This window comes from Thalassolituus sp. UBA6592 (genome assembly GCF_002433655.1).
Taxonomy (GTDB): domain Bacteria; phylum Pseudomonadota; class Gammaproteobacteria; order Pseudomonadales; family Oceanobacteraceae; genus Venatoribacter.
Map to the genome: position 1 here is coordinate 1 of NZ_DJIO01000063.1, position 26,343 is coordinate 26,343.

Annotated in this window: 26 protein-coding genes and 1 pseudogene; 17 read left to right on the forward strand and 10 right to left on the reverse strand. The window is 51.8% G+C overall.

Annotation, left to right across the window (positions count from 1 at the left end):
- Window positions 1-390: 390 nt before the first annotated feature.
- The 10 genes and pseudogenes from B2Z72_RS05555 to pptA all read left to right on the forward strand — a co-directional run bounded on the left by B2Z72_RS05555 (window position 391) and on the right by pptA (window position 9,908).
- Window positions 391-888, forward strand: a complete 498-nt coding sequence (locus B2Z72_RS05555; protein ID WP_296983980.1) for a (2Fe-2S)-binding protein — start codon at window positions 391-393, stop codon at window positions 886-888.
- The gene (locus tag B2Z72_RS05560; RefSeq protein WP_297004325.1) at window positions 885-3,281 is read left to right on the forward strand and encodes a xanthine dehydrogenase family protein molybdopterin-binding subunit; all 2,397 of its coding nucleotides are present in this window, start codon (window positions 885-887) and stop codon (window positions 3,279-3,281) included. Before B2Z72_RS05555 ends, B2Z72_RS05560 begins: the two co-directional genes overlap by 4 nt.
- Before the next feature lie 69 nt (window positions 3,282-3,350).
- Window positions 3,351-4,331, forward strand: coding sequence for an XdhC family protein (locus B2Z72_RS05565; RefSeq protein WP_296983984.1), 981 nt, complete (start codon window positions 3,351-3,353; stop codon window positions 4,329-4,331).
- Window positions 4,321-4,992, forward strand: coding sequence for a nucleotidyltransferase family protein (locus B2Z72_RS05570; RefSeq protein WP_296983986.1), 672 nt, complete (start codon window positions 4,321-4,323; stop codon window positions 4,990-4,992). Before B2Z72_RS05565 ends, B2Z72_RS05570 begins: the two co-directional genes overlap by 11 nt.
- Window positions 4,993-5,335: 343 nt before the next feature.
- Entirely contained in the window at window positions 5,336-6,157 is an 822-nt protein-coding gene (locus tag B2Z72_RS05575) for a carboxymuconolactone decarboxylase family protein (RefSeq protein WP_296983988.1), read from the forward strand.
- A 150-nt stretch (window positions 6,158-6,307) separates the two neighbouring features.
- A pseudogene (locus B2Z72_RS05580) lies at window positions 6,308-7,237 on the forward strand (MFS transporter); the annotation flags it as partial.
- A gap of 316 nt (window positions 7,238-7,553) precedes the next feature.
- Window positions 7,554-7,916: a cyclophilin-like fold protein gene (locus tag B2Z72_RS05585; RefSeq protein ID WP_297004328.1), complete on the forward strand. Its 363-nt coding sequence runs from the start codon at window positions 7,554-7,556 to the stop codon at window positions 7,914-7,916.
- 105 nt (window positions 7,917-8,021) lie between these two features.
- Window positions 8,022-8,492, forward strand: a complete 471-nt coding sequence (locus B2Z72_RS05590; RefSeq protein ID WP_296983991.1) for a (R)-mandelonitrile lyase — start codon at window positions 8,022-8,024, stop codon at window positions 8,490-8,492.
- A 128-nt stretch (window positions 8,493-8,620) separates the two neighbouring features.
- Window positions 8,621-9,619, forward strand: coding sequence for an aldo/keto reductase (locus B2Z72_RS05595; protein WP_296983992.1), 999 nt, complete (start codon window positions 8,621-8,623; stop codon window positions 9,617-9,619).
- A 58-nt stretch (window positions 9,620-9,677) separates the two neighbouring features.
- Window positions 9,678-9,908 carry a tautomerase PptA gene (gene pptA / locus B2Z72_RS05600; RefSeq protein ID WP_296983993.1) on the forward strand — a complete coding sequence of 77 codons (231 nt, stop codon included), beginning with the start codon at window positions 9,678-9,680 and terminating at the stop codon, window positions 9,906-9,908.
- A gap of 101 nt (window positions 9,909-10,009) precedes the next feature.
- Here pptA and B2Z72_RS05605 read toward each other — a convergent pair whose 3' ends face one another.
- Window positions 10,010-11,203 (reverse strand): MalY/PatB family protein, encoded by a 1,194-nt coding sequence (locus B2Z72_RS05605; protein WP_296983994.1) that lies wholly within the window; start codon window positions 11,201-11,203, stop codon window positions 10,010-10,012.
- A 109-nt stretch (window positions 11,204-11,312) separates the two neighbouring features.
- The gene (locus tag B2Z72_RS05610) at window positions 11,313-12,170 is read right to left on the reverse strand and encodes a DUF3737 family protein (RefSeq protein WP_297004331.1); all 858 of its coding nucleotides are present in this window, start codon (window positions 12,168-12,170) and stop codon (window positions 11,313-11,315) included.
- 552 nt (window positions 12,171-12,722) lie between these two features.
- On the opposite strand from B2Z72_RS05610, the gene B2Z72_RS05615 reads away from it, so the two are divergent.
- Complete coding sequence (locus B2Z72_RS05615; protein WP_296983996.1) at window positions 12,723-13,814, forward strand: MBL fold metallo-hydrolase; 1,092 nt, start codon at window positions 12,723-12,725, stop codon at window positions 13,812-13,814.
- Window positions 13,815-14,000: 186 nt separating this feature from the next.
- Here B2Z72_RS05615 and B2Z72_RS05620 read toward each other — a convergent pair whose 3' ends face one another.
- From B2Z72_RS05620 to B2Z72_RS05630, 3 genes are all read right to left on the reverse strand, one after another.
- A complete protein-coding gene (locus B2Z72_RS05620; protein ID WP_296983997.1) occupies window positions 14,001-14,357 on the reverse strand; it encodes a cyclophilin-like fold protein in 357 nt (118 codons plus the stop codon).
- A gap of 233 nt (window positions 14,358-14,590) precedes the next feature.
- Window positions 14,591-15,538, reverse strand: a complete 948-nt coding sequence (locus B2Z72_RS05625; RefSeq protein ID WP_296983998.1) for an alpha/beta hydrolase — start codon at window positions 15,536-15,538, stop codon at window positions 14,591-14,593.
- A 210-nt stretch (window positions 15,539-15,748) separates the two neighbouring features.
- A complete protein-coding gene (locus tag B2Z72_RS05630) occupies window positions 15,749-16,192 on the reverse strand; it encodes a (R)-mandelonitrile lyase (protein ID WP_296984000.1) in 444 nt (147 codons plus the stop codon).
- 118 nt (window positions 16,193-16,310) lie between these two features.
- Here B2Z72_RS05630 and B2Z72_RS05635 point away from each other — a divergent pair, with 118 nt between their 5' ends.
- Together B2Z72_RS05635 and B2Z72_RS05640 are read left to right on the forward strand one after the other, a co-directional pair.
- Window positions 16,311-16,580, forward strand: coding sequence for a helix-turn-helix domain-containing protein (locus B2Z72_RS05635; protein WP_296984003.1), 270 nt, complete (start codon window positions 16,311-16,313; stop codon window positions 16,578-16,580).
- A gap of 15 nt (window positions 16,581-16,595) precedes the next feature.
- A complete protein-coding gene (locus B2Z72_RS05640; RefSeq protein WP_296984004.1) occupies window positions 16,596-17,198 on the forward strand; it encodes a LysR substrate-binding domain-containing protein in 603 nt (200 codons plus the stop codon).
- Between the two features lie 17 nt (window positions 17,199-17,215).
- Here the strand turns inward: B2Z72_RS05640 and B2Z72_RS05645 are convergent, their stop codons facing one another.
- Together B2Z72_RS05645 and B2Z72_RS05650 are read right to left on the reverse strand one after the other, a co-directional pair.
- The gene (locus B2Z72_RS05645) at window positions 17,216-18,055 is read right to left on the reverse strand and encodes an SDR family NAD(P)-dependent oxidoreductase (protein ID WP_296984006.1); all 840 of its coding nucleotides are present in this window, start codon (window positions 18,053-18,055) and stop codon (window positions 17,216-17,218) included.
- Between the two features lie 21 nt (window positions 18,056-18,076).
- A complete protein-coding gene (locus tag B2Z72_RS05650; RefSeq protein ID WP_296984007.1) occupies window positions 18,077-19,000 on the reverse strand; it encodes an alpha/beta hydrolase in 924 nt (307 codons plus the stop codon).
- 108 nt (window positions 19,001-19,108) lie between these two features.
- On the opposite strand from B2Z72_RS05650, the gene B2Z72_RS05655 reads away from it, so the two are divergent.
- Window positions 19,109-19,759 carry a TetR/AcrR family transcriptional regulator gene (locus B2Z72_RS05655; protein ID WP_296984008.1) on the forward strand — a complete coding sequence of 217 codons (651 nt, stop codon included), beginning with the start codon at window positions 19,109-19,111 and terminating at the stop codon, window positions 19,757-19,759.
- Here the strand turns inward: B2Z72_RS05655 and B2Z72_RS05660 are convergent.
- Window positions 19,731-20,615, reverse strand: coding sequence for a LysR substrate-binding domain-containing protein (locus tag B2Z72_RS05660; protein WP_296984010.1), 885 nt, complete (start codon window positions 20,613-20,615; stop codon window positions 19,731-19,733). The genes B2Z72_RS05655 and B2Z72_RS05660 overlap by 29 nt on opposite strands.
- 106 nt (window positions 20,616-20,721) lie before the next feature.
- Here B2Z72_RS05660 and B2Z72_RS05665 point away from each other — a divergent pair, with 106 nt between their 5' ends.
- Window positions 20,722-21,642 carry an AEC family transporter gene (locus B2Z72_RS05665; protein WP_296984011.1) on the forward strand — a complete coding sequence of 307 codons (921 nt, stop codon included), beginning with the start codon at window positions 20,722-20,724 and terminating at the stop codon, window positions 21,640-21,642.
- Between the two features lie 37 nt (window positions 21,643-21,679).
- Here the strand turns inward: B2Z72_RS05665 and B2Z72_RS05670 are convergent, their stop codons facing one another.
- Window positions 21,680-22,438 carry an MBL fold metallo-hydrolase gene (locus B2Z72_RS05670; RefSeq protein WP_296984012.1) on the reverse strand — a complete coding sequence of 253 codons (759 nt, stop codon included), beginning with the start codon at window positions 22,436-22,438 and terminating at the stop codon, window positions 21,680-21,682.
- Between the two features lie 181 nt (window positions 22,439-22,619).
- Here B2Z72_RS05670 and B2Z72_RS05675 point away from each other — a divergent pair, with 181 nt between their 5' ends.
- Entirely contained in the window at window positions 22,620-23,978 is a 1,359-nt protein-coding gene (locus tag B2Z72_RS05675; protein ID WP_296984013.1) for a DEAD/DEAH box helicase, read from the forward strand.
- 64 nt (window positions 23,979-24,042) lie between these two features.
- Window positions 24,043-25,266 (forward strand): S10 family serine carboxypeptidase-like protein, encoded by a 1,224-nt coding sequence (locus B2Z72_RS05680; protein WP_297004334.1) that lies wholly within the window; start codon window positions 24,043-24,045, stop codon window positions 25,264-25,266.
- A gap of 25 nt (window positions 25,267-25,291) precedes the next feature.
- On the opposite strand, the gene B2Z72_RS05685 is transcribed toward B2Z72_RS05680, so the two are convergent.
- Complete coding sequence (locus B2Z72_RS05685) at window positions 25,292-26,212, reverse strand: LysR family transcriptional regulator (RefSeq protein ID WP_296981535.1); 921 nt, start codon at window positions 26,210-26,212, stop codon at window positions 25,292-25,294.
- Window positions 26,213-26,343 lie beyond the last annotated feature (131 nt).

Genomic DNA, 26,343 nt, shown 5'->3' on the forward strand with positions numbered 1-26,343 from the left:
TAGATAGATAGATAGATAGATAGATAGATACATAGATAGATAGATAGATAGATAGATAGATAGATAGATAGATAGATAGATAGATAGATAGATAGATAGAAGCGCCACCTCATTCCCCTGCCTGAAGATCCGGCTTTACACTTCCCTACACGCCCGGCGCTCCTATTGGAGAATCAGGCAATACAGCCGGACGATCTATCTAAATCCACGGGACTTTTCTGGCGGATACTTAGACACAGGATTAGTTTTATCACACGCCCTTTTATGCCCACTACTTATATCCACTATGGGCGAAGTGTCAGGCAGGCACACAAGATCTGCCGGCACAGGGGCCGCAGCAGTCAGCGCAGACTGCTCTCTGTCATGGCAAGAAGACTCAGAGGAAGCAAGATGATCAAGGTCACCATCAATGATGCAGAACATTCGCTGGATGTTCCGGAAGACACCCCGATTCTGTGGGTGCTGCGGGACACTCTGAAACTCACCGGAACCCGTTTCAGCTGCGGCATGGCCCTGTGCGGTGCCTGCACAGTGCATGTAGACGGCAACCCGGTACGCTCCTGCTCTACCCCAATCTCATCCGTCGCCGGCAAACACATCACCACCATTGAAGCCATGAGTGCTGATCCTGTGGGTCAGAAAGTACAACAGGCGTGGATGGACGAAGCCGTCGCTCAATGCGGCTACTGCCAATCCGGCCAGGTGATGAGTGCAGTCGCTCTGCTGAAGCAGCATACCAATCCGACCGATGAACAGATCGATAGCCTTATGAGCGGCAATATCTGCCGTTGCGGCACCTACCCCCGTATCCGCAGCGCCATTCATCGCGCTGCCAGCAATCAGACCGCAGATATCGAAAGCAGCCTGTTTACGGAGGTTAAGACATGAACAGTAAAGTGACTCACGACAATCATCAGGCCTCTGAATTGGCAAACGGCGCAGAGAGCACAATGAACCAGGATCTGATGCTGGCCAATGTCAGCCGTCGCCGCTTTATGCAGGGAGCCGCGGCTGCCAGTGCATTTGTTCTGGCAGCCCGCTTCACTCCGGCCAGCGCAGAAGAGAAGAAACCGGCCTACGGTGCTGCCGCCATGCCCAATGGCTGGGCAGATAATCCGGATGTGTTTATCAGCATCGCCACCGACGGCACCGTCACACTGATCAACCACCGCGGAGAAATGGGTCAGGGCATCCGTACCAGCATCATTATGGTGATGGCTGATGAAATGGGTGCCGACTGGCAACAGGTCAAAGTTGAACAGGCCATCGCCAACGAAGAAAAATACGGCAACCAGAACACTGACGGTTCACGCTCCATGCGTCACTGGTTTGAGCCGATGCGCCGTGCCGGAGCGGGTGCACGCTACATGCTGGAACAGGCTGCAGCCAAACAGTGGAATGTTCCGGCCGCTGAATGTAAAACCGATGTTCATAAAATAGTTCACCAGCCAAGTGGACGTTCACTGTCATTTGGTGAACTGGCAGAAGCAGCCGCTGACATTGCCGTACCGCAACGCTCGCAGCTGACGCTGAAAAAGCCCGGCGAATGGCGCTACATTATGCAGAAGCCTGAACAGTTTCCGGCTGCCAACAAAAAGCAGCCACTGGCCATCGATGGTATGGACATCGTTACCGGTAAAGCTCAGTACGCCGCAGACGTGTATTGGGAAGATATGCTGTACGCCGCCATTGCCCGTCCGCCATCTTATGGCTCTGCGGTAAAATCTTTTGATGATAGCGCTGCTTTAAAAGTACCTGGCGTCGTGAAGGTTATTGAAATGCCAACCGCCAGCCAGCCATCAGCGTTTGCTCCGTTAGGCGGCGTTGCTGTTCTGGCGGAAAATACCTGGGCTGCAATTAAAGGCCGCAACGCACTGCAGATTAAATGGGACGATGTGCCGGCCGGGGCCAACGCTGCCTATGACTCAGTGAAGTACCGCAAATATCTGGAACAAACCGCAGAACAGCCGGGCCAGGTGGTACATAAAAAAGGCAGCATTAACCGCGCCCGTAAAGGTGCAGAACAGGGCCTCACCGTTAATTACTACGCCCCACACATGTCACAGGCTCCAATGGAACCCATGGCTGCCATCGTGCGTATTAATGGTGATAAAGCGGATGTCTGGACCTCAGTACAGAATCCCCAGGCTGCGCGTGACGGTGTAGCCGGTCGACTCGGACTGAAGCCTGAAGACGTGACCGTACAGTGCGGCCTGATGGGTGGTGGCTTCGGCCGTAAAGCCAAACCGGATTACGTGTTTGAAGCGGCGGATTTATCAAAAGCCATGGGTGGTCGTCCGGTGCTGGTACAGTGGACCCGTGAAGACGATCTGCAGAATGGTTTCTTCCATACAGTTGCGCTGGAACACATGAGTGCCTGGATGGATGGTGATGGCAAAGTCACTGGCTGGCTGCATCGCTCCGTATCACCAAGCATCAGCTCACTGTTTGCACCAAACGCTGAACACCTGTCACCACCAGAACTGGCGCAGGGTGTGCGTAATATGCCGTTCAATATTCCGGCTGTACAGCTGGAAACCGGTGCCGCCCCGGGACACGTGCGTATTGGCTGGTTCCGTTCGGTTTACAATATCCCGCACGCTTTCGCAGTACAGAGTTTTATTTCAGAGCTGGCGTACAAAGCGAAAAAAGATCATAAGGAATTCCTGCTCGATCTGGTGGGTCCGGCGAGACAGATTGATCCACGCAAACTGGATGAACCGTGGAACTACGGCGAAGATCCAGAGCTCTACCCTATCGATGCCGCGCGTTATCGCGGTGTGATCGAACGTGCCTGTAAAGAAGCCGGCTGGGGCAAGAAAATGCCGAAAGGCCGTGCGCTGGGTCTGGCTGCGCACAACAGCTTCGCATCCTATTGTGCGGTGGTTGTTGATGTCGAAGTGACCGATGCCGGTGAAGTGATTGTTCACCGCGCAGACATGGCCTTCGACTGTGGCCCGCAGATCAATCCGGACCGGGTAAAATCCCAGCTGGAAGGTGCCTGCGTCATGGGTACCGGCATCGCACTGATGACAGAAATTACCGCCAAAGACGGACGTATTGAGCAAAGCAATTTCCATCAGTATCTGGTGCCACGTATTCCACAGGCACCAAAAGAAATTCATGTGCATGCGGTGAATAACAATATTAATGTCCCACCTGGCGGTGTCGGTGAACCGGGTATGCCACCGGTCGCACCGGCTATCTGCAATGCAATCTTTGCCGCCACCGGCAAACGCATCCGCAGTCTGCCAGTGGCGGATCAGTTAACCCGCAGTTAAAACCACCGGCCAGTCCCACGACCGGCCAAAGCATGCCCTTAAAAAGCATGCACTGAAAGGAAACGCTTAATGCAACACCTCGACGTTCAGATCGCCGAACAGGCGCTGACATGGTTAAACGAAGGCGAAACCATCTGGTTCTGCACGGTGCTGTCGACATTTGGTTCCTCTCCGCGTGAGCCGGGATCAACCATGGTCGCCAAAGCCGATGGCAAGCATCTGGGCTCTCTTTCCGGCGGCTGCGTCGAGGACGATTTTCTCGAGCGCCTGCAACAGGGCGAATTTGCTCAGCGTGTGCGTCAGGAGCGCTACGGTGAAGGTGATCAGTCTGATCGCCCACAAATTCAGTTGCCCTGCGGCGGATTGCTGGATGTATTAATCGAACAGCTGGCACCCGTGCCTGACAATATTCAGCACATGCAGCAGCTGCTCGACACATTAAAAGGCCAGCGCCAGATGATACGTTCTGTATCCCTGAGCGACGGCAGCCTGACACTGGATCACACCGACATTCAGAGTGGGCAACGTATTAAAACCATTGGCGACAGAATTACTATCCGTGTCGGTCCGGCGCAACGTCTTATTATTGCCGGGCTGTCCACTGTTTCGCGCTTTTGTGCGGAATACGCGGTATCTCTCGGCTATGACGTGATTGTCTGCGAACCACGCGAAGAGGAATTCCAGGATTTCTTCTGTGCCGGAGCAAAACTCGAAAAGACCATGCCTTCTTCGTTTATCCGCCGGGAAGGAAATGTTCACGCACAGACGGCGATTGTCGCCATGACCCACGATCCGCGCATTGATGATCTGGCCATGATCGAAGCGGTAAAAACCCCGGCGTTTTATATTGGCGTTATGGGATCACGTAAAACCTCCGACAAACGCGCTGAACGTCTGATGCGCTCCGGCGGCTTAAACGCAGAACAGATTGAACGCATTCATATGCCAATCGGCCTGTCGCTCGGCAGTAAAACGCCGGCAGAAATTGCACTTGCAGTGATGGCCGACGTACTGCGCTGTATGCGCGGCATTGAGCGTCATGACCTCTGATTCCAGCCTGCGAGATGAAACCGGCAGATCAGCACCGGACGACACAATCAATATCGTCCCCGGGCTGGTCATGGCCGCAGGATTTTCGACCCGCTTTGGTGATAAAGACAAACGTATCGCAGGGTTTAGGCAGAATGGCAGCAGTACTGGGTTACTGAGCACGACACTGAATAATGTACTGCCAGCATTTATTGATGCTGATGGTCAGTGCTGTCTGGCCGTTGTTCTCCGTCCGGAAGATTCTGCCGAAGCGCTGGGTGTTCCGCCACAGTGCAGAATTATTCATGCACCCAATGCAGCCGCAGGACTCGGGGCCAGCATTGCCGATGCTCTGACAGTCATTGCGGAAAATAATTATTGGCCATCAGCTCACGCATTGGCATTAATACTGGGCGATATGCCTGAACTCCGGGCTGAAACAATCACCGACCTGACACAGCAGATAAGTAAAAGCACCATAATTCGCCCGTACTTTAACGGAAAACCAGGGCACCCGGTATTATTTGGACGTACGTTCTGGACACAGCTAAGCAAAAATATCCATGGCGAAGGTGCACGACAGATTATTAAAAATAATCAGCAGGCATTTAAAGCTGTCGAGGTATCTGACCCTGGTGTTTTATTCGATATAGATACACCAGATCAGCTGTCCCGGGCATAACCATCAGGCCTTTCCATAGGACCTACCGTTATGCGCGCCAGAACAAATTCAGGCGTAATATATTGTCAGGATTTTTACAGTCAACGGATCAGTATTTTCTGAAAGACTCCGGGAATTCAAAAGCTGTTTTACAGTACCAACTACAAACACAATCAGTGCTTTAAAAAAATGGATTTATCTTAGCCTCAGCGGGTTTAAACCTGACCTGTCGCAAGAAGATTCACGCGTAATAAAGATAAATGGATTCATGAGCATTGGTCATAGCATCAACCTCGGGGATGTATTGATCCTGTCATACGAATCTGAAATTTTATATACGGTTAATTCAACACACGGGGTTCTTATGTCATTCGCAGCAGAATGTAAGCAGCAGCCTGAATCCATCAGCGACGTTATGCCTAAAAGCTTTTTTCGCCGGCTGTTCAGTACACTGTCACTAACAGCCGTTCTGGGCATGACTGCCGTCGCGCAGAATGCCAGCGCTGAAAGCACACTGGAAAAAGTATCGCCGTCACTGGCTCAGGCGGATGATGAGCTGGTTGGTAAAGAATTATGGCAGCGTAAGGGACTTTCCCCCCGTGACCGCAGCTTAGTGACCGTTGCAGCTCTGGTTGCCCGCAATCAGACCTTCCTGCTGCCACGCGAAGTGGAACGCGCCCTGGATAACGGGCTGAAACCGGCCGAGATCTCCGAACTGATCAATCACCTTGCCTATTATGCTGGCTGGGATAACGCTCTGGCCGCTGCCGACGTTACCGCAAAAGTTTTCGCCAAAGCCAAAGTAGGTAAAAACGCTCTGCCAAAAATTTCGCCCAAACTGCTGTCCTTTGACCAGAAAGCAGAAGATCAGCGTCAGAGCTTTGTATCCTCTACCTACGGTGAAGTATCTCAGGGTGTCGTGGATTACACCCAGAAGCAGCTTTTCCTGAACATGTGGCTGCGCCCGGGTCTGGCACCGCGTGACCGCAGTCTGGTGACCGTCAGTGCACTGGTCGCTTCCGGTCAGCCAGAGCAGATCGGATTCCATCTGAATAAAGCCATGGATAACGGCCTGACTCAGCAGGAAGCCGGCGAAGCGCTGACTCAACTGGCATTCTATGCCGGCTGGCCAAAAGTGTTCTCTGCTCTGCCAGTCGTCAAAGAAGTATTCGAAGGCCGTAAATAAAACACCGGACAAACTCACCGCCGGTGCCGGTCATTTCCGGTACCGGCGGTAAACAGTACCCACGATAATTAAAGAAGACAGTAACGGAGCATAAAATTGGAAAAAGGCGGCGACAAAATATCTTTTATCGGTGCGACGGCATCCCTGCTGATGGTGTATCTGGCCTCCGCTGCCCCCATTCCGCTCTACGGTATTTACCGCGCTGATGGTGCACTGACCTACACAGATTTATCCCTCAGCTCAGTTTTTTATTTTGCTGGTGCCGTCATTGCACTGGTTATTTTTGGCCGCTTATCCAACCATTTTGGTCGCAAGCCCGTGGCCTTTGTTTCTGTCATTCTGACAGCCCTGGCCTGCCTGTTATTTTTTAATGTCCACAGCGCGACACCGCTGCTGTTTGGTCGCTTACTGCAGGGACTTTCCTGTGGCTTAGCCTCAACAGCACTGGCTTCCTGGGTTGTGGATTCTTCCGAATCAGTACCCGCCTGGCTGGCACCGGCTGTTCTCAGTACAGGACCAATGACCGGGTTAACCATCGGCGACATCGGCTCCGGTATTCTGGTCGAATACGGGCCAATGCCGCGCCAGTTCACCTTTATGATTGTTATTGCTCTGCTGGTGTTATGTGCCTTTCTCATTCTGAAGGGTAAAGAAACCATTAACGGTAAACCCGGCGCTCTGGCTTCACTTAAACCCAACATGTCGCTACCGGCAACAGCGCGCAAAGCATTTCCTCTGGCGGCGGTTACCTTCGTCTGCACCTGGTCATTGGGTGGATTTTTCCAGGCGTTCGGACCAGCCATGGCCCGCGAGCAACTTCATTCAAGCAGCGCCTTAGCTGCCGCTCTGGTATTTGCCTCCATTATGGCGCCGGGCAGTATTGGTGCCTCACTGGCAGGACGCATGCATGCGGTAACAGCTCAGAAGCTGGGCATGCTGAGTTTTACCATCGCTGTAATGGTTTTATTGTGGACTCTCGACTTCGGCAACCTGACACTGTTTTTAATTGTTAGTGTCATTACCGGTATCGCTCAGGGTACGGTTCTGGCCGGCAGTATCCAGACCATGGTCGCCGATCTGTTGATTACCGAACGCGCCGGTGTGCTGTCCGTTATTTATGCGTCTTCCTATACCGGCGCTGCCATTCCTACTCTGGTGGCCGGGAAAATGTCGGAAGAATTCAGTCTGCTGCAGGTGGCTTCCGGTTACGGCGTAATGGCCATTCTCGGCTGCCTGGCAGTCTTTCTGGTGCCGGCACTGAGTCGTCGCGGAAAACCCCATGAAGTACATTAAGCCAGTTTTTACCGCCGGCATACTGTTGCTGGCCAATACCCTGACTTATGTCCAACCACAAAACCTCCAGGCAGAGAATGCACCCGGAAACAAGGAGAACACCATGCAGATCACTATGGAAATTGACGGCGAAATCATTAATGCCAGTCTTGAAAATGGCAGCTCAGCCGCAGCCGATTTCTATGCCTTGCTGCCACTGACCCTGACCCTGACCCTGACCGATTACGCTTCCACTGAAAAAGTCAGCGATCTGCCAGGCAAATTATCTACCCATACAGACCCGGCGGGCACCAGCGCAAAAGCCGGTGACATTACCTATTATGCCCCCTGGGGTAACCTGGCCATCTTTTATAAAAATTTTGGTCATGCCAATGGTCTGGTCAAACTCGGCACCATGGAATCCGGTGTTGATCTGCTGAAAAAGCATAAGGAAGCCTTTGAGGTTGTCATCAAAGCTGCCGATTGATTTAACCTTCCATCATTTTTTACAGAGCAGTGGTCGCATAATGTGCCACTGCCCTGACTGAGTTAACCCTTCACTCACTCAATCTGGACATAACCGGAGTTAATTATGACCAAACTGAAAGCACTGATCCTTTCAACTGCACTGGCTGCAGTATCCGCCGGCGCCTTCGCTGATGGGATGGAAATCAGCAAAAATGGCAGCCGTGAAGTCATGAACGGACCTGCAGACAAATTCACCGGCGACGCCAAAGTGGAAATGCTGTTTGGCAACAACGAGCCTTTTATGGTGAACGGCGGTAAAGTCCGCTTTATGCCTGGTGCCCGCTCCAACTGGCATACACATCCGGCTGGTCAGGTTCTGATTGTTACCGACGGTCAGGGCTGGGTTCAGGAAGAAGGTAAACCAAAACAGGTTATGAATCCTGGTGACGTTATCTGGTGTCCACCAGGTGTAAAACACTGGCATGGTGGTACCGATAAAACATCGGTTACCCACATGGCTATCCAGCAGTTTAAAGACAAGAAAAATGTCGAATGGCTGGAGCCGGTAACTGACGGGCAGTATCTGGGTAAATAAGCCTCACGACTGCTGCGCAGGCAGAAAATCTTTCACGATTCTGCCTGCGTTCCGCTATCACATCTCCCGCGCAAATCCACCACCAGTAATCCGAAAGCACACTCAGCTACCTTAGCGGAAGACTCCTTATGAAAACACGTATTCTTGGACAGGGTCTGGAAGTTTCTGCCATGGCGCTTGGCTGTATGGGCTATGGCAAAAGCCGTGATATTCCCGACCGTAAACAGATGATTGAATTACTGCGCTATGCAACCAACAGGAGCGCAACGGATCAGGCAATCAACTTTATCGATACAGCAGAAGTCTATGGCCCATGGACCAATGAAGAAATGGTCGGAGAAGCGCTGCATAGCCGCCGTGGAGAGATCATTCTGGCGACTAAGTTTGGCTGGAATATCGAACAGCGAACGGGCCAGCAACTGGCAGGACTCAACAGCCGCCCGGAGCAGATACGGCAATCACTCGAAGGCAGTCTGCGCCGCCTGAACACAGATTATATTGATCTTTACTACCAGCATAGGGTTGATCCTGATGTGCCTGTTGAGGAGGTAGCTGGTGTCGTCAAAGACCTGATTCAGGAAGGAAAAGTCCGTTGGTTTGGCATGTCTGAAGCCGGAGAAGAATCCATCCGTCGTGCCCATGCAGTGCAGCCACTGGCGGCGCTACAGAGCGAGTATTCACTGTGGACCCGTGAACCGGAGCAACAGATTTTACCTGTATTAGAAGAGCTGGGTATTGGTCTGGTGGCCTTCAGTCCTCTCGGCAAGGGGGTTCTGACCGGAAAAATTGATGACAAAGTTCAGTTCACAGACAATGATCTGCGCTCAAAGATGCCGCGTTTCAGCTCTGCCTGTCGTAAAAAGAATCAGGAAATTGTTCAACTGATAACAGACATTGCAGACCATCATAATGCCACCCCAGCACAGATTGCGCTTGCCTGGTTACTGCAGAAAAAGCCCTGGATTATTCCGCTGTTCGGTACCCGCAGCATTGATCGCTTCAACGAAAACGTCACAGCATTAACGATTAGTTTGTCAGAAATGGAACTTAAGCAGATAGAAAATGCCGGATTTATTACAGCGGGTGATCGCTATCCGGAATATCTGATGAAACTTTCCGGTCGCTGATAGCTTCAGGCTCTTCTATAGCGACACCGCAAATTTACCGCAAAGAAAGGAAACCACTATGCCTCATGTAGATATTAAATATTTTCCCAGAGATCTGAGTGAAGAAGAAAAGCAGATCATTGCCGACAAAATATGTTCGGTACTTAAACAACACCTTCATGCCGATGAAGGCTCGATTTCGGTTGCTATGACCGAGGTGCCATCAGGCCTTTGGAAAGAAACGGTATACGATCGGGAAATTTCCCCAAAGCTGGATCAACTGGTGAAAAAGCCAGGTTACAGCTACTGACAAAGGTATGTCAGGGACAGGGATGTAGGGTAAGAGCGTGTCAGGTGCTTTTGTACCTGACACGCATGACCGCAGTGATCAGAGATAATACGGAATAATCATCAATCGGATGGCAGGTGCAGATCAAAGGCGTTGTCGTCGAACGCACGCTTAAGCCGGTTCAGGCCTTCTTTTACCCGCTCGCGATTGGTCGCCAGATTCATGCGGATAAAGGTATCCGTTTCATCTCCGTACATAGTCCCTTCGTTAAGCCAGAGGCTGTAATCGCGCTTCAGTATCTCTGTCACTTCTGAGGCAGGAATTGCCAACTCGCTGAAATCAATCCAGGCCAGATAGGTCGCTTCCAGCTGAGGCACTTTAAGCTGCGGCAGATGTGCCCCCAGAAACTGCTGAAGATATGCGAAATTCCCCGCGATGTATTCACACAGTTCATCCAGCCAAAGATCGCCTTCACTGTAGGCTGCAATTAAAGCTTCAGCAGCAAACGGGCTGATATCACAGACTTCATTAATATTAATCTGTTTATCGATGCGTTTACGCTTCTCTTCATCTGCCACCAGAATGTTCGAGACCTGAAGTCCAGCCAGATTAAACGCTTTGCTTGGCGACGAGCAGGTTACCGACATCTGCATAAATTCGCTGTTTAACGCAGCAAACGGAATATGCTGATAGCCCGGTTGAATCAGATCGCAATGGATTTCATCAGACAAAACAGTAACGTTATGCTTGAGACAGATATGACCAACCCGCTCCAGATCGTCAGCGTGCCAAGCACGCCCTACCGGATTATGCGGATTACATAAAAGCATCATGGTATTTTTCGGGTCTGCCGCTTTTTCTTCCAGATCGTCGAAGTCCATCAGATATTTACCATCTTCGTAGATCAGCGGACTGGAGATCTGACGACACTGGCTGTTACGGATAGAAGAGAAAAAGCAGTTGTACGCTGGTGTCTGCACAATCACCCCTTCTCCCGGTTCACACAGAGCCTGAATAATCGCTGACAACGCAGGTACGACACCTGTGGTATAGATCAGGTGTTCACGCGGAAAGACAAAACGGTGGCGACGCTTAAACCAGCCGGTAACTGCTTCATAATAAGCGTCCGGCGCACGGGGGTAACCAAATGCGCCGTGCAGTGCCCGATGCTGTATTGCCTTCAACACTGCTGGCGCAGTTTCAAAATCCATATCAGCTACCCACATGGGTAACATATCAGGATCACTGCTGCTGTCCCATTTATAGGAATTGGTATCGCGACGATTCAGCGGTTTATCAAAGTCGAAGGTGTTCATCGTTTCCTCTTATTTCCTGTCCCTGTTCGATGGTGCGTTTGCCTGTGTGCTGAATCAGGAGGGCGAAAAAATTCCCCCTGCTTCACAACACTGATGTGTGTCAGCCAGATCAGGCGGACACTTTTTCTTCAGTGCTGATTTTACAGGCACCTGGATTCACGCAGTTTTCATCAATGATCAATTCACCGATTTCCCGTGCATGAATACGACCACCTTTCGGGTTTTTAATACTGGTCACTGAACTGATAATATCAGCATCCAGTGTACTGTACTCAAAGCACAGGTCTGCGCTCTCTTCCATAATACAGTTTTCCATCACCAGATCCGTGGTATAACACAAAGCCTGCGTACCTTTGATGGTGCAGTTCACCAGGCGCAGATTTTTTGAATGCCAGCCAAGGTATTCGCCATCCAGCACAGAATCATAAACAGTAACATTCTCTGAACACCAGAAGGCATCTTTGGAATCCAGCCGGGAGTTACGTATGGTCACGTTACGTGCATCCTGAAAGCTGTAGTTACCCTGCATATCAACGTTTTCAACAAGGATGTCGCGGCCATTCATCATAAAGTAGTCGCCTCTACGGATGGTCACGTTACGCAACTCGACGTCACGGCAATTCCAGCAGGTTTCTTCAGCGTCCGACAGCACGACATGATCCAGATACAGGCCGTCCATTTCGCGGAACATTTTAGGCGCATCAACCTTAGTGTTGCGCATGCGAAGATTCTTTGTGTACCAGATAGCAGCACGGGCATAGACGGTAAAGAGGCAGTCTTCGATCAGCACATTTTCGTTGTGCCAGAACGGATATTTACCCATAAACTCGCAATGCGATGCTTCAATATCACTGCAGTGCTTGATCGCCGATTCGCCCGGGTAGAACTTAACCTGTTCAAATCGGGTATCTTTGGCGGCAAAGCAAGGGCGTTCACCTTCAAAGAAAGTATTCTTAATTTCTTTCATCGTTTTTTTCTGTTCCTGAAATATAAAAACTGATCCGGACTTATCCGGATCAGTACCTGTAACGTTATTGCTGCAGAGCAACAGCTCAGCTACCGCACGCTTAAACCGGTCTGAGAGAAAAAAGAACCCCTGTCCCGGGAACTGAATTTTTCCGGCCGACATGCAATCAGCGGCAGTCAACCTTTACCCGATCATTAGACGTCCGGGTCAGTTGTTAATAAATAGCGCCATGGTTATTGAATTAATCTGTTTTACTCATAACAGGCACTGATTGTTTTCATCTGCAAAGAATCGCACAACAAAGGCGCTATCTTCGTGCCTGCTCACAGAATTAAGACAGCGGGTTTTCTGCTTTCTGTTCCACACAACAAACTGTTGCATAAAGTGGATACTAACTTCCTGAATGAATCCGGCTTTTTTACGCCACAGCCTGTTGATAGCCACCATCCTGTATCACGCCTTATTAACCCTTCTTTTTAGCGAACCAACCCGGCATAATTCCGATGACATACACAAACATGATCCGAAGGGGGGCCAACTTTGAGGAAAGTTATGCTGTCAATCATCGTCATTATCCTTGCGCTGGCTGTCGGGATATTCTTCTACCTGAAAGCGCCAAAATTCGGACAACTGCCAGCAGGTAACGATCTGGCCAGAATTCAGCAATCAGCCAATTACGTTAACGGGCAGTTTCAGAACCTGATCGAAACGCCTATGTTTACAACCGATCAGTCGTTTCTGTCTGTGCTCTATCAAAACATGACCACCCGTACCGAACGTTTACAGCCTGAGCACAACATCCCCGCGGTAAAAACCGACCTGAAGGCAATTCCCCGTGATCAGGACACGGTTGTCTGGCTTGGCCATTCATCGTTTTTCATTCAGCTGCATGGTCAGCGCATTCTGCTGGATCCGGTTTTCAGTGATCACGCGGCGCCAGTGTCTTTTGCTATTCCGGCATTTAAAGGCACCAGCATTTATCATTCTGACGACATGCCAGGCATTGATGTCCTGCTTATTTCCCACGATCACTGGGATCACCTCGACTACCCCAGCATCATGGGCATGAAAAATAAAACAGCCCGCGTTATTACTGCACTGGGAACCGGTTCCTATTTCCGCGGCTGGGGATTCGACGCCAGTAAAGTTTCCGAGGGTGACTGGTACGACGAATTTCCGATCAGTTCAGATGTTACTGTTCACCTGGTACCGGCCCGCCATTACTCCGGACGCCTGCTGAAACGCAATCAAACGCTGTGGACCGGTTTTGTCATCGAAGCAGCAGATAAACGCATGCTGTTCGGCGGTGATTCCGGTTACGGTCCACATTTTTCTGAAATCGGCCAACGCTTTGATGGCTTTGACCTGGTCGCTCTCGACAGTGGCCAATACGATCAACGCTGGGCGTATATCCACATGACACCGGAAGAATCCATGCAGGCAGCGGAAGACCTCGGTGCCAAACAGTTTCTGCCCTGCCATATCGGTCGCTTTGCTCTGGCCAAACACGCCTGGGATGAACCCTTTAAACAATTAGCAGCGGCCGGCAAAGAACACAGCTTCCGCTTGCTGACACCACGTATCGGTGAAGCGGTTTATCCGTATCAGCAACCAGCACAGACCTTTTCGTTCTGGTGGCTTTAACCGGTGCCAGCATTCCATCATTTTACAATGACCGGCAGGTCATACCATATAAAAAGCCGCTGATGTTTTACGCGGCTTTTTTATGCGCAGATGATTTGCTGCGCGATTCTCTCAAAACTACCTTAAAACTACCTTCAGACTCTGCTCAGACTACCGTCAGACTGACTATCTTTCGCCTGGCTTCTGTCAGACCCGGCGCACGGTAACCGTCAGGCTGGCATCCAGTTTTGCAATGCGTTCCAGATATGCTTCGTCGACGTGACCAATAATCATCATGTCTTTATACACTGCGGATTCATCTTCGGCACTGAACAGGATACTGAAATAGCCCGCTCCATAACCTATGTCGCCATTACTCCAGCCATCACGCAGCTGGGAAGTATCACAGGGCAGATCATCTGCAGAACCACAATAGTCGTGCTCATAGCGGCTGACCCGTACGGTAAAAGGCAATTGTTCAGCAAACGCTGCCGCCGTCACTGTGTCGTTGAGAATTGCCGGAATCCCGATTGCACCTACTTCAATTACGACCGGAACAGTCATCTGCTTACCTCTAAGAATGTCTTTGTTCACTGTCATCCTGACATTATCTCCAGCACTCAGGCATACGGATTCCCAACCTCATCAGAATAGCGCCAGTGGCGCACGGAACGCTCACCCGATAAAGGAGAATTATTGCCTGATTCTTTAAATTTCAGACCGTCGGCATGACGGTTATGGGATAACAGTGCCAGATCAGCACAAAGCTGATCTGGCCTGCCTGAGACAGGACGAAATTATTTCAGCGTTGCTGAAAAGAAGTCTTCCAGTTTATCAAACGGAATTTTGTCTGTTTTATCGTACAGGTCCACGTGGTTGGAATCCGCTACCACAAACAGCTCTTTTGGTTCTGCCGCCTGGGCAAGAATATCCTCACTGTAAAACCGGGAGTGCGCTTCATCCCCCACCACCAGCAGGATTGGTCGTGGAGCAATCCACTGAATTTTATCGACCATAGGGAAGTTCATAAACGCCATGGCCGAAGATTGGGTGAACTGCGTAATGGCATTCGGATGATAGCCCCGGGGACGTGAGTAGAACTCACCGAATTCGCGGCCAATCGGATTGGTATCTTCATTGATTTCGTTTGGCGCACCACGATCGGTTAATTGCGGACGACCACTTTCAAAATCATCCCAACGCTGCTGAGCGATCGCATTAAGCATGGCTCTACGGGAATCAGCATCAGGGGACCCGGCGAAACCTTCAGCATGCATACGGGAAATATCATACATGCTTACTGTGGCCACGGAGTGGATACGGGGATCAACGGCTGCTGCAGTCAGTGCAAATGCACCCGAGCCACAGATGCCCAAAGCACCAATGCGTTTGCGGTCAAGGCCTTTTATCGTACCAAGAAAATCCACACCGGCGTGAAAATCTTCAACAAACATTTCCGGTGAAGACAGGCGTCTCGGCTCACCAGCGGAATCACCGTTGTAGGAAGGATCAAACGTCAGCACAGCAAAACCACGTTGTGCCAGCTCATTTGCATAGATGCCAGGCCCCTGCTCTTTTACCCCACCATAAGGCGCACCAATCACCAGCGATGGCAATGTTCTGCTGCCATCGAAATCAGCAGGCAGATACAGATCGCCCGCCAGGCGAATACCAAAACGGTTGGTGTAACTCACAGGTTTACGGGTAACACGGCCTCTGAGCGAAAAAATATAATTTCCCATCATGTTTCTCCTTTTTGCATATCGTTAACGACGCTATCTACAGCAGATCATCCACAGCAGATCGTTCACGGCTAACCGTCAGGCGTGCGTGAACACGACACAGGCAGTACACGATCAAAGGCTGTGATAAATGACGTCGTTTTAGTGGGAACAGATAACGGAAACAGGGCGGAAAACCGCCCTGTCATTTTGTAAGGATGAGAAATGTGACGATCAGCCTTTAACGACCGGACCCGCCAGATATTCTTCATCAGCTACTGGCTCAAGCCAGGTAACCGGACTGCCATCCACAGATTCCTGAATGGCAACATGCTGCATGTAGGTTGTGTCGGTGGCACCGTGCCAGTGACGACGGCCACAGTTACAGTAAATCAGATCGCCAGGACGGATTTCAGTACGTGGACCACCTTCACACTGAGTCCAGCCCACACCGTCAGTCACCAGCAGAACCTGACCCAGTGGGTGAGTGTGCCAGTTGGTACGTGCACCGGGTTCGAAATTCACAACCGCAACGCCAATACGGGATGGCTCTGGTGGGTTCATCATTTTGTCGATACGTACGGTACCGGTGAACCAGTCAGCTGGTCCTTTGATGGCTGGTGTAGAACCTGCGCGGATAATCTGCATGTCCTCGAAGGATTTATCTGTGTCGCTCATAACACGCTCCTTAAATCGGTTGAATATCGATATTTCTGTCTATGTTTTAACTCTAGCAAAGCTCTATTAGGTCGTGTGTAGGTAGAATCCTGAACTCAGTGTGAAGCAAATCTTAACAATGTCAGAACACAGTCTGGATGATCTCAGCACCTTTGTTACCGTCGCCCGGGAAGGCAACTTTACCCGTGCCGCAGCAAAGCTTGGCGTTTCTCCATCAGCGGTCAGTCAGACCATGCGTAATCTGGAAGAACGCATTGGCCTGCGCCTGCTGACCCGAACGACCCGCAGTGTTACGCGCACAGAAGCCGGTGAAAATCTGCTTCAGGAAATTGCGCCCCTGCTCGATCAGCTACAGTTAAATCTGACCGCGATAGCGGAACTCGGTTAACGGCCAAGCGGCAGCGTGCGTATTAATGCGGACGAATACGCCGTGCGCTACGTATTATGGCCAAAGCTTAAACCCGTATTAGATCAATACCCCGACATTACACTGGAGCTGACCACAGATTATAGTCTGGCGGATATTGTCTCCGAACGCTTTGATGCCGGTGTGCGTCTGGGCGGCATGATTGCAGCCGATATGATTGCGCTGCCAATTACCGGCCCGATGCGCATGGTGGTGGTTGCTTCGCCCGGATATCTGCAAAAATATGGTGCACCGGAAACACCACAGCAGCTTACCGATCATCGCTGTATTAATCTGCGTCTGCCAACTCATGGCGGGCTTTACGCGTGGGAGTTCAGTGATAACGGCCGGGAATTTCAGGTAAAAGTAAATGGTCCGTTAATTATGAACAGCGTCATTCAGATTCTTGATGCCACTCTGGCAGGAGCCGGTCTGGCGCAGGTACCAGACGGACTTGTACGGGATCATATTCAACAGGGGGAACTGGTGGAGGTACTGGCCAGATGGTCAGAGCCATTCCCTGGCTACCACCTGTATTATGCCAACCGCCGCCAACAGACGGCAGCATTCCGGGTAGTACTGGAGGCGTTACGCAGCTGAACATCGCCTCCATTTATTCAACGTTTGTTCCAGCCTGTGACTGAAGCTGAATCGATGGATTCCCGAATGCTTTTATCTTTAAACAACATGGCCAATACCGGCCGCAGTAAATCGGCTATTTTCGCCGATACCGTCATCTGCAAAGGAACGACCCTGAACGATTGACGCTTTTTCATCATCCGCACAGCCACCCGGACCACATCCTCACAGGAAATCATTTTCCATAACCCACCGCGGTTACCACCCCAGAGTTTACTGCCAGCAGAATCCTGCAGAGTATTTTCCATCATGGCAGTGCGGAAAAATGTCGGGTGAATAGTGCCAACACGCACACCGTATGAGCGCATTTCTAAACGAATACTGTTGCACATCGCCCAGACCGCCGCTTTGCTCGAAGTATAATGTGCCTGCAATGGCGAATGAAAAAATGACGCCATAGATGCCGTCGCCAACAGGTATCCTCTGCTCTTTTTAACATGCGGCGCTGCAGCATGAAACGTGCGCCAGACACCGGTTAAATTAATATCAATTACCCGTTCAAAAACATCCGGCTGCATCGTTTCCATGGGCGCAAACGCAGTAATACCTGCATTGGCGAACACAATATCAATGCCACCAAAATAGGCGGCGGCTTCATCCATGGCCTGTTGCAGATTTTCCATATTACGCACATCCACTACCCAGCTGCGCACATTATGAATATTACCCAGCACAGACATCTGTTGCGCCAGCGTCTCTTCATTCACATCCATTAATGCCAGCTTCGCGCCTTCCGCCAGACAGGCTTCAGCAACACCATTGCCAAGGCCTCCGGTCGAGCCGGTTATAACGATGACTTTATCTTTCAGACTTTGCATACGCTTTCCTTTTATTGTTATTCAGCAGTTATTGTGAAGTGGAATGTGGCTGCTCAAAAATGCCAGCTGGCGCTCAACGACCTGTTCAAATGCCGGGCCGCCGTAAATATCAAAATGTCCAAGATCCAGTTCCAGAATTTCTCCCAGCCGCGCCTGCTGAGCATAACGCCGGGTTTGCCGGGCCGGTGCCACGGAGTCTTTTTGACAGATGCAGAACAGCACCGGCACATGAATATCTTTTACTTTTCGCCCGGGGTAATAACGCAGAATATTCAGACCGATACGGGCCGCCACTTTATTAACAAACGACGACTGCTCAGGTACCAGCGCCAGATAACCTGGCATAGCATCTGCCGCGGTCATCAGACCGGCAGTAAAGGGACTGGAAGCCGTGTTCAGCAATAGCGGCTGCGCGCCAAACCAGCTGCCGGCAATATCCAGCAGACTGAGCAGGGTCACCTGCAGCGACGATACCGGATTCACTGCCAACACCGAGGCCAGTCCATCGGTGAACGGACACTGACTCATCACCGCCCGGACGCCACTGTCTTCCGCACTCAGGGTAAGGACATGGCCGCCACTGAAAGAACTGCCCCACAGAATCAGCTGGCGGCCATCAACACTGTCGAGAGTACGGGCAAAACCTATGGCTGCGCGCCAGTCATCCAGCTGCTTATCAATATCCAGCAATTGCCGTGGCTCACCGCCACTTTCGCCAAAATGGCGGTAATCAAATACCAGACAGGCATATCCGGCGGTACAGAAGCGTGTGGCGAAAGCATCCAGGCGCATGTCTTTTACGGCACCAAGGCCATGGGCCATAACAATCACTGGCGGCAGACGGCCAGAGACAGTATCTGGCGCAGGAGAGTAAAGCCAGGCGGCACAAGGGGTATCCGCCGAGCGGAATGTGAGATCGGTACGTGTAGTTGTAGGTGTAGGCATAATCACCCCGCATTCATGGTTTTTGTTGTTGTTTTACCATTCTTAAATTTGAATATACTCAAATTTTTAATACATTCAAATTTTAATTCTGCGTGTTAGAATTCCGCCATGAATGCAAAAAACACTGAACAGCGCCCGGGCAGGCGTAACAACAGCAAATCTTCCAGTACCCGCAGTACCATCATAGACAGTGCTGAAGCACTGGTGAACGAGCATGGCAGCGCCGCACTGACGCTGGATGCCCTGGCGGCCGTCTGTGGCGTGACCGTACAGACCATCTACAACCGGGTGGGAGGACGTTCAGCAATTCTGATCGCGGTTGCCGAAAAAGCGCTGGAAGAAAACCGTGCCTATATGAACGAGTCCTATAACCAGCCCGGCACTCCCCAACAGCGGTTACTGGCGGTGACTGCAGGCTATCTGAAGTTCGCCCGCGAAAAGCCCCACGCCTTTCGACTGATGGCCAATCCACCGGAAGATCCCAAAGCGCTGGCGCCAATTACCGAACTGGTCAGGAAGCACAACGGCCAGCTGGAACAGGTTATCCGTGATGGTATTGCTGAGGGTGTGATTAACGCCGGGATCGATCCGGCCAAGGCTGCAACCGCACTGTGGGCGGCCGCCAATGGTCTGCTGAGTCTGCAGTGGCGCACCGACGGTGAGACCATGACAGATGGCGACCTCGACGGCGTGATCAACAATGGCCTGCGCATGGTGATGACAGGCCTGTTTAACAGTCAGTCACACACGGCGGAATAATACTGAGAAAGCGCTGCAGGCTTGGATTCATATTCTGTGGCTGCCAGTAAACTCCCTGTGCTACCGGGCGTGAATATTCCAGCGGCACAAAGACAGCGCCTTCGAGTTGCATACGGCTCATGGATTCCGGCACCAGAGATACCCCCAGCCCCTTAGCCACCAGATTGACAATGGTCTGCTGCAGATTGGTTTCCAGGCGGATATCCGGTTCAAACTGGTAATGCAGGCAACAGTCGCTGACCGCTTCGTGCAACTCGGGAGCGGTACTGCCGGGAAAAGTCACAAAGGCTTCTTCCGCCAGCTCGCCGGCGCTGATAGCCGCCCGCGCCGCAAGAGGGTGCTGCGCCGGTAACACGGCGCAGAGGGATTCGCGCAGCACCTCCTGATAAGACAGCCTGTCGGCAGCCGCAGCCGGAAAGCTGATCCCCACATCCACTTCCCCACTGAGCAGATCTGCGTGCAGATCTTTTGGCAGCGTCTCCTTAAGCTTCAGCGATACATCGGGACAGTGCTCACGGAAGCGCGCCAGCAGGTCCGGCAACACGCTCCAGGCAGCACACATAGTAAAGGCGATGCGCAGTTCGCCCATTTCGCCGCGGGCAGTGGACTGAGCCGAACGCACGGCAAACTCATAATCCTCAAGCAGTCGGCGGGCATTATGGCGGAAGTTTTCCCCGGCGGCGGTCAGCACCACAGAACGCGAATGACGCTCAAACAGCGTCACTCCCAGCGCATCCTCAAGCGCACTGATCTGGCGGCTCAGCGGCGGCTGCGTCATATGTAAGCGTTTCGCCGCCTGACCAAAATGCAGGGTCTCGGCCAGTACGACAAAACTGCGCAGATGTTTTATGTTCACATCAATACCATAACTGCATCAATTACCGATTTAAATAGCATTAGACGGTATTGATGAGCAAGGTTAATCTGGCCCGGTTACCCACAGCTGCGCACTGATACGCCTTATGGTCTACATCCTCACCACTCTGACACCGGTATTCGGGCTGATTTTTCTTGGCTGGTTTTTACGCCGTCAGAAGCGCCTTGGCGAATACGCAGCTACTGAGCTGAACCGCTTTGTGGTGTGGCTGTGTCTGCCGGCGCTGTTGTTTTATGCCATGGCCACCAGCCCCATCAGTGAGATCTGGAATCCCGGCTTTGTCGCCGCCTTCACCCTGTCTACTATGGCGGTATTCACTGCCACTCTGTTGTGGCGCATAAAACACCATGGTCTGGCCGTCGCCGGTCTTGATGCGCTCAGCGCCTCTTACGCCAATACCGGTTATGTTGGCATTCCGATCTGTTTGTTCGTACTGGGCGATGCCGGTCTGGCGCCAGCGCTGATTTCTTCATTAATCGTCGTCAGCGTGTTATTTGCCATCGCGGTGATCTGTGTCGAAATCAGTCTGCAGAAAGGTCAGGGAGCCGGCGCTGCGCTGCGCAAAGTCAGCGTTGCGCTGCTTAAGAACCCGCTAGTCGTCTCCCCTTTCCTCGGAGTCATCTGGAATCTGGCGCAGTTGCCTCTGCCGGATCTGGCATCAACGTTTCTGCAATTAATCGGCGACGCCACGGTGCCCTGCGCACTGGTTTCACTGGGCGCGTTTCTGGCGCATAAACAGCCGGGCTCCAGTCAGGGCGCAGTGCCTCTGGTGCTGATCAAACTGATTGTTCATCCGGCTCTGACCTGGCTGCTGGCTTATCACGTCTTTCACTTGCCGCCATTGTGGGCCAGCGCTGCGGTACTGCTGGCAGCTCTGCCCACCGGAACCGGCCCTTATATGCTGGCCGAGCTTTATGGTCAGGAAGCCTCAGTGGTGTCACGCACGATTCTCTGGTCAACCATGGGATCGGTAGCCACCCTGTCGCTGGTATTGCTGACACTGTGATCATGCTGCGGTTTTAAAAAAACTTCGGGCTTCACGACTATTGGTCGTAGGTATCAAGGAAAGCGCGAATCAGCTGCTGACAGGTTTTACGGCCAAAGCTGGGAAAATGTCCGCCATGCACCTGATTCACTGGCAGCTCCAGCAGGCGTTTCATCGTGGCAATATAATCCCCCATGTCCGAATGATGATTGTCCGCCAGTAACGGACCATCATAAATGGCGTCGCCGCTGAACAGCACACCATGGCGTTCGTCCCAAAGAGCCACCGAGCCCGGGGAATGACCCGGCAAATGCAGAACTTCAAAACTGCGGTCGCCGGTGTCCAGCCGGGTGCCTTCCACCAATGGTTTCACCTTATTTTCGTCCACAGGCTCCACCCGATAACCGCGGGAATCAAATATTTCCGGCACGGCGCCGCTGAACATCTCAGCCGTGGCGTATTGATCCGCCAGGGTTTCCCGACCATCCGGTGCTGTTAATACCGCCAGCTCCGCCGGGTGTGCCAGGCAGTGATCAAATTCGTGATGACAGCCAATATGATCAAAATGCGCATGGGATGCCACGGCCGTTACTGAACGCTCTGCCAGAACAGCCACGCTTTGGCGCAGGCTGTACAGACCGCTGCCGGAATCCACCAGCAGATCGCTGTCGCGGCCACGGATATGCCAGATATTGCAGCGATAAAACGGATCGATGGCCATTTCCGAGATCAGGGTAATGTCGTGATCGACTTTTTGGGTGCTGTACCAGCTGTGATTAACCGGCAATTTTCTGCCAATATTCTTACCATCGTTCATAAGGACAACGCTTCTCTGTTGAGGATGGATTAACCTTGCATAACACCCGGAGAATAAAAGCTGGCCCGGTAAAAATCCAATCGTCCTGTGCTCTGTAACAGGCTGTGCATAAGATATACTGCCAGACCTGTTCAATCACGGCGGTAATCCATACCGCACAGCCGTAACGCCGGAAACCTTTATGACCCGATTCTCTGAGCTTGGCCTCGCGCCGCAACTTCAGTCCACCCTTGATAGCCTGGGTTATCAGGAAGCCACCGCCATTCAGGCGAAAGCCATTCCACTGGTATTGAAAGGCCGTGACCTGATGGCCGCAGCGCAGACCGGCACAGGTAAAACAGCTGCCTTTACTCTGCCCTTGCTGGAAAAACTCAGCATTGGTGGCAAAGCCGGCAGCAATGCGGTGCGGGCTTTGATTCTGGTGCCAACACGGGAATTAGCTGAGCAGGTCATGCAGGCGGTACAGAAATATACCGGCGAATTACCGCTGCGCAGTTACGCCGTGTATGGTGGCGTCAGTATCAATCCGCAGATGATGGCGATGCGTAAAGGTATGGATATTCTGGTGGCCACGCCGGGGCGGCTGCTCGATCTTTATCGCAATAACGCGGTGAAATTCAGCGAACTGCAATATCTGGTACTGGACGAAGCGGACCGTATGCTCGATCTGGGTTTTGCCGGTGAACTGGATGAAATTTTCTGTGCGATTCCACGCAAACGTCAGACCCTGCTGTTTTCCGCCACGTTTTCTCAGCGGGTAAAAGACATGGCAGCCATGATGTTGCGCGATCCGCTCAGCGTCGAAGTATCAGCACCCAACAGCGCAGCAGATACCCTGCAACAGTGGCTGATTCCACTGGATAAAAAACGCAAAACCGAATGTCTGCAGCAGCTGGTGAGCCGCAATGCCGGCAAGCAGATTCTGATTTTTGTCAAAACCCGTAAAAGTGTTGATGAACTGGAAAACCTGTTTATTGCCGATGGATTATCTGTCGCCGGTATCCATGGCGAAAAATCTCAGGCAGCGCGGATGAATGCCATGCAGTCATTTAAAAGCAGCGAAGTGCAGTTGCTGATCGCCACGGATGTGGCTGCCCGTGGCCTGGACGTCGAAGAACTGCCACTGGTGATCAATCTGGAATTACCGGTCAATGCTGAGGATTATATCCATCGCATTGGCCGCAGCGGCCGAAAAGGCAATACCGGTGAGGCCATTTCTCTGGTCTGTGCCGACGAAGTACAGCAACTTGCCACCATCGAGAATATGCTTGGCCAATTAATCGAACGCCGCCCGCAGCCCGACTTTGAAGCAACGCATAAAGTACCGGAGACCGCGCTGGGTGGCATCATTGTTAAAAAGCCGAAAAAAGAGAAAAAGAAACTGATTCCGGGATCAGGTAACAGCATGGCGAACGCTGCGCGCAAACCTGCCAACAGCCGTTCCGGCAGCGGCCTGCGAATGTTCGACCACAGCGAAGAAGGCGGCACTAAATCCGCAGGAAACCGTCCGGACCGCCGCCGGCCACGTAAGAAGAAATAATAGCCCGGTGTAACCCATTTATTAACAGGTATAACCCATTTATTAATCAGCCCGAGTAACAGTCATGAACAGGAAGTCCGCAACAACAGATCTGGTTACCTCACTTCCCGGCATTGGCGAACCAACGCAGACACAGTTTGCCGGTTACGCCGCCATAACCGGCAACATCGTTGAGAAAACGTCGTCAGGCAAAGAAGAGTCTTTGTTTTACTGGTTCGTCGGCTGTGAAGATTACGCCAATAAACCCACCATTATCTGGACCAATGGCGGACCGGGCAGCAGCAGCTTCTGGGGATTTTTTCTGGAGAATGGGCCGTATGAAATCGTCAGTGCAGAAAAGCCGGCGTTAGCACCCAGAAAAGAAGCCTGGAACAACTACGCAAACTACCTGATTTTTGAACACCCGCTGAGCGTCATGCTCTCCTTCGCTGCCGACGACGAAGATATTCCGGCCAATGTCGGTGAAGGAATTCAGCAATATTATCAGGCGCTGATTAACTTTATGGATATGCATCCGGAGATCGCCGCCAACCCGATTATTCTGGCTGGTGAATCCTATGCAGGAACCTACCTGCCGCTGCTGTCTCAGGCAATCCTCGATGGCAACCAGAAGGAAGGCAACCGTACACTGCAACTTAAAGCCACTGTTCTGCTGGATGCATGGGTCGACCCGTATACACAGATGGCGCAGAACACAAACTATGCGCTGATGCACGGCATGATCTCAGCGCAGGAAAAACAACAGCTGGATGAAAAATATCAGCACAATCTGCCCGCCATCAATGCTGCGATTCAGGAGAAATGCGGCCTGTATATGACCAACATCGCCCAGCTTGCTGATCCGGATTTTTCACCGATTTATGACTATCTGAACCGTGCCGATGTACGCGCGGCCCTGCATATTCCGTCCACACAGCCGCTGACCGTCAACTGGTCGCAGCAGGTCAGTACGAATTATCAGTCTGGCGTGAATGACTCGTATCTGCCGGCGGTGGAAAAACTGCTGGAGCAGAAACTGCAGATTATGGTGATCTCAGGTCTGAATGACGCCAAGGACTGTAACTTCCTCGGCACTCAGGCGTGGCTGAATAAACTCAGCTGTAAGGCCGCGAAGGACTTTCACCAGGCAGAGACTGAACAATGGAAGCTGCAGCCAGATGGCGCCGTGCTCGGCTTTACTCAGAACGGCGGCCAGCTGAGCTGGACCAAAGTACTGAACGCCGGCCATATGGCGGTGCGCGATCAGCCCGCCATCATTATGTTGCTCAAACAGCTGATCGGCTTTTAAGCCAGACGGACCAGTCGGCGGCCGGTTATGGCAATACGCTCTGTAACCGGCTGCTGATGGCTTCAATCGCCATTCTTACCAGTATCGGCATATCCCCTGAATAAGCATGTACCGCGTACACCGGGGCCGCCTCACACAGAAAGTCCGGCATGGCTTCAGTCAGCTCACCGGTCTGTTGATATTTCCTGAAGACAAAATCCGGAATATAAGCAAAGCCACAGCCGGCACGTACCATCTCCACCACCGCAGGTAATGAATTACACATGCGGTTAGCCCCGAACGACAATTCTACCTGACGGCCCGAGCCTTTCTCCGACAACCTGTGGGTGATGTGGGTCCCCTGCCAGGAATTGGCAACATAATTCATCTTCAGCTTCTTACCGGACTGCTCACGCAGAGAATTCTGGCTGATGCCATTACGGGCGAAGAATTCCGGACTGGCGCACAACACATCACGGAATTCACCTATTTTGCGCTGTTTGTAGTCGCTGTCCGGCATTCTGCCCACGCGGATCGCCAGATTGATCTCATCACGGATAAGGTTGACCTGTACGTCGCTGCCCAGCAGGGTTGGTGTAATCCCCTCATGCTGTTCAACCAGACGACCCAGCGCCGGTGCAACAATAGGTTCGATCAGGGCGTTGGGGGCACTGATACGGATACTGCCTTTGGCCTGCCCCTGACTGCTGCGGACCTCACCCCAGGCCTGAGAGACGATCAGATTCAGCGATTTACAGTGCTGATAGAAGGCCTGTCCGGCGGCGGTAACGGCCTGAGAACGGGTATTGCGGTTCAGCAGAGTTACCCCTAACTCCTTTTCCAGAGCTTTCAGCTGCTCACTGACCACAGACTTTGAGATACCGAGTATTTCTGCGGCGCGGCTGACGCTTCCCCCTTCAACAATATGGGAAAAGACCACCATGTGACGGAGATAGTGAATATTCATTGTTCGGTTTTACCTAACGAACCATTTGCTAATATTAGATTCAACAAAAAAATTATTAAAGATATTATTGGCCTCAGTTAACGAAAGCTCTCTGCGCAGACAGCTCTTTTACGCCATGGTCCACTGATCCG

Coding starts and splice junctions, on each gene's coding strand:
- B2Z72_RS05590 (WP_296983991.1), top strand. CDS start 8,022: ATGACCAAACTGAAAGCACTGATCCTTTCAACTGCACTGGCTGCAGTA.
- pptA (WP_296983993.1), top strand. CDS start 9,678: ATGCCTCATGTAGATATTAAATATTTTCCCAGAGATCTGAGTGAAGAA.
- B2Z72_RS05625 (WP_296983998.1), bottom strand. CDS start 15,538: ATGATGGGAAATTATATTTTTTCGCTCAGAGGCCGTGTTACCCGTAAA.
- B2Z72_RS05620 (WP_296983997.1), bottom strand. CDS start 14,357: ATGACTGTTCCGGTCGTAATTGAAGTAGGTGCAATCGGGATTCCGGCA.
- B2Z72_RS05595 (WP_296983992.1), top strand. CDS start 8,621: ATGAAAACACGTATTCTTGGACAGGGTCTGGAAGTTTCTGCCATGGCG.
- B2Z72_RS05570 (WP_296983986.1), top strand. CDS start 4,321: ATGACCTCTGATTCCAGCCTGCGAGATGAAACCGGCAGATCAGCACCG.
- B2Z72_RS05610 (WP_297004331.1), bottom strand. CDS start 12,170: ATGAAAGAAATTAAGAATACTTTCTTTGAAGGTGAACGCCCTTGCTTT.
- B2Z72_RS05670 (WP_296984012.1), bottom strand. CDS start 22,438: ATGAACGATGGTAAGAATATTGGCAGAAAATTGCCGGTTAATCACAGC.
- B2Z72_RS05675 (WP_296984013.1), top strand. CDS start 22,620: ATGACCCGATTCTCTGAGCTTGGCCTCGCGCCGCAACTTCAGTCCACC.
- B2Z72_RS05605 (WP_296983994.1), bottom strand. CDS start 11,203: ATGAACACCTTCGACTTTGATAAACCGCTGAATCGTCGCGATACCAAT.
- B2Z72_RS05645 (WP_296984006.1), bottom strand. CDS start 18,055: ATGCAAAGTCTGAAAGATAAAGTCATCGTTATAACCGGCTCGACCGGA.
- B2Z72_RS05615 (WP_296983996.1), top strand. CDS start 12,723: ATGCTGTCAATCATCGTCATTATCCTTGCGCTGGCTGTCGGGATATTC.
- B2Z72_RS05635 (WP_296984003.1), top strand. CDS start 16,311: ATGTCAGAACACAGTCTGGATGATCTCAGCACCTTTGTTACCGTCGCC.
- B2Z72_RS05680 (WP_297004334.1), top strand. CDS start 24,043: ATGAACAGGAAGTCCGCAACAACAGATCTGGTTACCTCACTTCCCGGC.
- B2Z72_RS05630 (WP_296984000.1), bottom strand. CDS start 16,192: ATGAGCGACACAGATAAATCCTTCGAGGACATGCAGATTATCCGCGCA.
- B2Z72_RS05655 (WP_296984008.1), top strand. CDS start 19,109: ATGAATGCAAAAAACACTGAACAGCGCCCGGGCAGGCGTAACAACAGC.
- B2Z72_RS05665 (WP_296984011.1), top strand. CDS start 20,722: ATGGTCTACATCCTCACCACTCTGACACCGGTATTCGGGCTGATTTTT.
- B2Z72_RS05575 (WP_296983988.1), top strand. CDS start 5,336: ATGTCATTCGCAGCAGAATGTAAGCAGCAGCCTGAATCCATCAGCGAC.
- B2Z72_RS05585 (WP_297004328.1), top strand. CDS start 7,554: ATGCAGATCACTATGGAAATTGACGGCGAAATCATTAATGCCAGTCTT.
- B2Z72_RS05555 (WP_296983980.1), top strand. CDS start 391: ATGATCAAGGTCACCATCAATGATGCAGAACATTCGCTGGATGTTCCG.
- B2Z72_RS05685 (WP_296981535.1), bottom strand. CDS start 26,212: ATGAATATTCACTATCTCCGTCACATGGTGGTCTTTTCCCATATTGTT.
- B2Z72_RS05565 (WP_296983984.1), top strand. CDS start 3,351: ATGCAACACCTCGACGTTCAGATCGCCGAACAGGCGCTGACATGGTTA.
- B2Z72_RS05650 (WP_296984007.1), bottom strand. CDS start 19,000: ATGCCTACACCTACAACTACACGTACCGATCTCACATTCCGCTCGGCG.
- B2Z72_RS05560 (WP_297004325.1), top strand. CDS start 885: ATGAACAGTAAAGTGACTCACGACAATCATCAGGCCTCTGAATTGGCA.